Source organism: Pseudomonas sp. 2822-17, assembly GCF_002742485.1.
Taxonomy (GTDB): domain Bacteria; phylum Pseudomonadota; class Gammaproteobacteria; order Pseudomonadales; family Pseudomonadaceae; genus Aquipseudomonas; species Aquipseudomonas cyclaminis.
On the sequence record NZ_LJRZ01000953.1, the window covers coordinates 1 to 6,002 of the forward strand.

Here is a 6,002-nt window from a genome sequence, read left to right on the forward strand (position 1 = left end):
CCTTTCGCGGTCAGCACAACGTTGTTGCCCGAGATGGCGTAGTAGCCGTCTGCGTTAGTACCAGCAGTGAAGCTCACGGTCAGACCATCACGCGGAGTTTCTTCGTCACGTGCGTTGAACGTGCCAGCAACGGTGCCAGCTTCAGCAGCGTTCTCGACGATGGTGGTCGGCGTTACATCAATCACCGGAACGTCGTTGACCAAAGTTACGGTCGGCTGGCCTTCGCCAGTGGAGCTGAGGCCACCGGCGTCGGTGACAGTCAGGTCGATTTTCGGCAGCGGGTTACCCGCGTTGACGAATTCAGCACCTTTAGCCGTCAGGACAACGTTGTTGCCCGAGATGGCGTAGTAGCCATCGGCGTTGGTGCCTGCCGTGAAGCTAACAGTCAGACCTTCACGCGGAGTTTCTTCGTCACGCGCGTTGAAGCTACCGGCGATGGTGCCAGCTTCGGCGGTGTTTTCCACGATAGTGGTCGGCGTAACGTCAATCAGCGGAACGTCGTTAACCAAGGTCACAGTCGGCTGGCCTTCGCCAGTAGAGCTGAGACCACCGGCGTCGGTGACGGTCAGGTCGATCTTCGGCAGCGGGTTGCCCGCGTTGACGAATTCGGCACCTTTGGCCGTCAGCACAACGTTGTTGCCGGAGATGGCGTAGTAGCCGTCTGCGTTAGTACCAGCAGTGAAGCTCACGGTCAGACCATCACGCGGAGTTTCTTCGTCACGTGCGTTGAACGTGCCAGCAACGGTGCCAGCTTCAGCAGCGTTCTCAACGATGGTGGTCGGTGTTACATCAATCACCGGAACGTCGTTGACCAGGGTCACGGTAGGCTGAGCTTCGCCAGTAGAGCTGAGACCACCGGCGTCGGTGACAGTCAGATCGATTTTCGGCAGCGGGTTACCCGCGTTGACGAATTCGGCACCTTTGGCCGTCAGGACAACGTTATTGCCAGAAATAGCGTAGTAGCCGTCAGTGTTAGTACCGGCAGTGAAGGTAACGCTCAGACCATCACGCGGTGTTTCTTCGTCACGTGCGTTGAAAGTACCGGCGACGGTGCCTGCTTCAGCAGCGTTCTCAACGATAGTGGTCGGCGTAACGTCAATCAGCGGAACGTCGTTAACCAAGGTCACAGTCGGCTGGCCTTCGCCAGTAGAGCTGAGGCCACCAGCGTCGGTGACGGTCAAGTCGATCTTCGGCAGCGCGTTACCCGCGTTGACGAATTCGGCACCTTTCGCGGTCAGGACAACGTTGTTGCCAGAAATAGCGTAGTAGCCGTCTGCGTTGGTGCCAGCAGTGAAGCTAACAGTCAAACCATCGCGCGGAGTTTCTTCGTCACGCGCGTTGAAGGTACCGGCAACGGTGCCAGCTTCAGCAGCGTTCTCGACGATGGTGGTCGGCGTTACATCAATCACCGGAACGTCGTTGACCAAAGTTACGGTCGGCTGACCTTCGCCAGTAGAGCTGAGGCCACCAGCGTCGGTGACGGTCAGGTCGATCTTCGGCAGCGGGTTACCCGCGTTGACGAATTCGGCACCTTTCGCGGTCAGGACCACGTTGTTGCCGGAGATGGCGTAGTAGCCGTCTGCGTTGGTGCCAGCGGTGAAGCTCACGGTCAGACCATCACGCGGAGTTTCTTCGTCACGTGCGTTGAAAGTACCGGCGACGGTGCCCGCTTCAGCAGCGTTCTCAACGATAGTGGTCGGCGTTACATCAATCAGCGGAACGTCGTTGACCAGCGTTACGGTCGGCTGGCCTTCGCCGGTAGAGCTGAGGCCACCAGCGTCGGTGACGGTCAAGTCGATCTTCGGCAGCGGGTTACCCGCGTTGACGAAGTCAGCACCTTTAGCCGTCAACACAACGTTGTTGCCCGAGATGGCGTAGAAGCCGTCTGCGTTGGTGCCTGCGGTGAAGCTAACAGTCAAACCATCACGCGGTGTCTCTTCATCACGTGCGTTGAAGGTACCGGCGACGGTGCCAGCTTCGGCAGTGTTCTCGACAATAGTGGTCGGCGTGATATCAATCAGCGGCACATCGTTGACCAGCGTCACACCCGGCGTAGCCGCATCGTGGGAGCTGCCCTTGTCGGCGTCGGTGACGGTCAGGTCAATGGCCGGCAGTTTGTTACCCGCGTTGACGAAGTTCGCGCCCGCCAGGGTCAACACCACGGCGTTGCCCACGAGGGCGTAGTAGCCGTTTTTGTTGGTGTCGCCGGTGAAGGTGACTTTCAGATCGGCAATCGGGGTCTCGACGTCGCTCACGGTAAAGGTACCGGCGACGGTGCCTTCGCCGACCTGTTTTTCTACCAGGTCGTTCGCGACGACTTCAATCACTGGCAGGTCGTTGACCGCAATCACATTGATCGGCAGCGTAATCGACTCGGACTTCGGCGTCGCATCGCCATCTTGCGCAGTGGCGGTAACGGTGAGGTTCACCAGGCCGTTGGCGTTTGGCACCGGGTTGTAGACCAGTGTGGCCTTGTTCCAGCTGCTGATATCGATGCTTTGCACGTCAGCCGTGGCCGTGAAGCTGTGGCCCGGCGTGCCATCGGAAATGGTCGCGCCTTCCGGAATGCCGCTGATTTCCAGCTTGAGGGTCTCGGAACCATCTGTGTCAGTGGCATAGGCGTCGATCGCGGACAACTTGATCGCGTGATCTTCCAGGCCGGTGTTCAGCACTTGGGTAACGCTGATGTTGTCCAGCACGCCGCCAAGCGAGTTGTTGGTGTCGCCGGCCGGGGCCTTGAATTCGAGTTTGGCGTCGCCGTCAGCGGTGACGGGCACGGTGAAGGTGTAGGTCTTCATGCCCACGACCGTGGCGTCCAGGGTGCCGACTTTGACGCCGCCCCAGAACACGTCGATCACCGAGTTGTTCTCGGCGCCCGCACGCGGCGAGTAGTCGACCGAGATGGTGTAAGCAGTGCCGCTTTCAGCCTTGATGATGGTGTACAGGCTGGCGTCATCGCCGGCGTTTTTCTCCAGCTCGATGACGGGGCTGTTGCCTGGGGTCTCTACGCCGTAGACGCTGCCTTGGCCGATTTCCACTTTGCCGTCGGCGTTGCCGGTCAGCCATTGGGTGTTCGGATTGGTGCCCGTGCCGGCTGCGTTATTGGCATCGCCAACCGCGACCGTGCCCCAGGCGCCGTTGATCGGGGCGCTGTCGAAGTTGATCGCGCTTACCACGCCGCCGCCGAGCAGGCCCAGGTGCGGGGTGTCGGTGACTGGCGCGATGGTGATTGCTGCGGTGGTGTCGCCGCTTGGTTTGCCGGCATTGTCGACGGCGGTGAAGGTCAGCGAAGTGCTGCCGCTCCAGTCGCCAGTCGGCGAGAAGTACACCGAAGCCTTGCCGTCGGCACCTGCCGGTACCGAGTCGCCGACTTTCAGGGCGATGGTGAGCGTCGAGTCGCTGTAGAGCGTGCCGTTGGTCGGCAAGGTGGTGATGACGAAGCTGGCAACGGAGCCATCCACGTCGGCGCCACTCAGGACGATGGTTGCAGCGTGGTCTTCGTTGGCACTGGCTGGGTCAGCCGATGCGGTCGGAGCATCGTTGAACAGGTCGATGGTGACCTTGCCGGTGGCGCTGCCGGTTTCCGGTGGCTCGCGGTCAAGGTTGCCGCCGCCGCCGCCGATGTCGGTGACGTCGATGGTGACGGTGCGATCAGTGCCAGCCGGATTGTTGCCCGGGGCTTGGAAGGTAATCGCTTCAACCAGCTTGATGAAGTCCGCCGCGCTGCTGCCGGCTGGCGAATTGCTGGTCAGGGTGTAGACGACTTTGCCATCCGCGGCGCTGCCGGTTTCGGTGATGGTGATACCAGCAACGGCCAGGGCCTTGAGTACATCGGCATTGCTGAGCAGATCACCAGACACCAGGTGATCAACCGTGACCACCACTTTGCTGAAGGTGGAGTTGTCGACGTCGCTGATGGACAGGTTCTTGACCAGCGCGCCGCCTGCGGTCTGCTCGGTGAAGGTGGTGCTGTCGAAGCTGACTACCGGCACATCGTTGACCGGAACCACGTAGACCACCGAGGTCACTGGCGCGGAGTCCGCCTGACCGTCGTTGACGGTGATGGTCAGGTTGCGATTGACCGGGCTCGGGTCTTCGCTCTCGCTGGCGAAGTGCACCGAGCGCAGGACTTCCTGGTACTCAGCCTTGGTGGCTTCGCCGGACAAGCTCAGCACACCGGTGTTCTTGTCATAGCTGACGGTGATTTTGGTGTTGCTGACATCCGCGATCAGCACGTCATCGGTCAGGTGGTTGACCAGCGTGACCTTGGCGCTTTGCAAGGTGCTGTTGTCGACGTCGGCGATGGTCAGGTTTGCCGCAACGTAGCCGCCTGGCTTGCCTTCAATGTAGGTGTCGCCGAACGCGTTGGTCGAACCGTTGCCCAGCACCGGCGCGTCGTTGACCGCAGTGACTACGATGCCGATCTTGCCGCTGGTGACTTCTTCAACGCCGGTGCTCAACTCTTTGGCCGTGGCTTTGACGGTCAGGTCGAAACTGGCAGTCGAGTCCTTGAACGGGGTAACGGTCAGGGTGCTCAGGTTCCAGGTGCTCACATCGTAGAGCGTGCTTGCGCCGGTCGAGGTGATGCTGTGACCAGTGGTGCCGTCGGTGAGCACGGCGCCTTCCGGCAGGCCGCTGATTTCAACCTTGTGGGATTCCGAGCCGTCGTTGTCGACGAACGTGGCGGTAATCGGCGCGATCTTGATCGCGGTGTCTTCCAGGCCGTGGTTGTAGACGGAACCGGTGTAATAGCCTTCGCCGTTCACCACGTGGCTGTCGCCGAGCACCATGCCGGCGGCTTCAAGCGCGGCCACACTGGTGTAGGTCTGCAGGCCGCTGTTGCCCAACGACACGGCCGGGCCGTTGTTGGTCGATACGTTGACGTCGTAGTTGCCCGGGCCGTTCTGGTTGTAGTGGTAGACGTCGAGGGTGTAGTAACCCGACTCGGTCGGCGTGTAGGTCGACCCGCCAATCCCGCTGCCCTGGCTCCAGGTCTCGGAAGCAACCAGCTTGCCGCCTACGGTGATTGCCAGACTGTCGTCGGCAGTACCGCTGAAGGTGTAGCTCTTGCCGGCTTCCAGGTAGACCAGGCCCGACACTTTGGTCGCGGTGCCTTCGGCCACGTTGCCGTTGCTCACATTGCTGGTCACGCCAGTGGAGGCTGCGCTGTCAGCGGTCTGGGCGTTGATCACATTGATCAGCGTGCTCGACTGGGTAACGCCTTGGCCGTTGGTGCCCAGTTCAGCCGGCAGGTTGCTGCCGGTCCAGGTTTGAATGGTCAGACCGGTTGGCACTTGACCGAAGGTCAAAACCGGCACATCCGTCACCGGGTGGATATCCACGGTGATGGTTTTAGTCTCGCTGTAGGAACTGCCGTCAGTCGCCTGGAAGTTCAGCTCAGTGTAATCGCCTTGCTTGTTACCCACGCCAGTGCCGCCGAAGCTGTTATCGCCCGACTCGTTGTCTGCCGGGGTGTAACGCACGTTGTGGGCATCGAAGTCAGCCTGAGTGAAGGCCTTGCCCGCCGAGGTGTCGGTTTTCAGATCGGCCGTGGTGAGCTTGACCCACTCGCCGTCGACTTTGTATTCGATGGAACCGGCCGGCAGGCTGGTAAACACCACTGCCGGGCTGGTGGAATCCTCGTCCTGGACGCCGAACGTCGCCCAAGTGAGCTCGATCGAGGTGTCTTCGTTGCCCTCGATGCGGCCGTCGACGGCGGTCGGGGTGTCATCGACCAGGGTTACGGTTGGCTGGCCTTCGCCGGTGGAGCTGAGGCCACCAGCGTCAGTGACAGTCAGGTCGATCTTCGGCAGCTGGTTGCCAGCGTTGACGAAATCGGCGCCTTTTTGGGTCAACACGACATTGTTGCCGGAGAGGCTGTAATAGCCATCAGCGTTGGTGCCGGTGGTGAAGTTGATGGTCAGGTTTTCACGCGGAGTTTCTTCGTCACGTGCGTTGAAGGTACCGGCGATGGTGCCTGCTTCGGCGGTGTTTTCGACGAT

At 60.7% G+C, this 6,002-nt stretch carries 1 pseudogene; it reads right to left on the reverse strand.

The features are described from left to right. Positions 1 to 6,002 (reverse strand): annotated as a pseudogene (locus tag AOA60_RS32965) (Ig-like domain-containing protein); the annotation flags it as partial.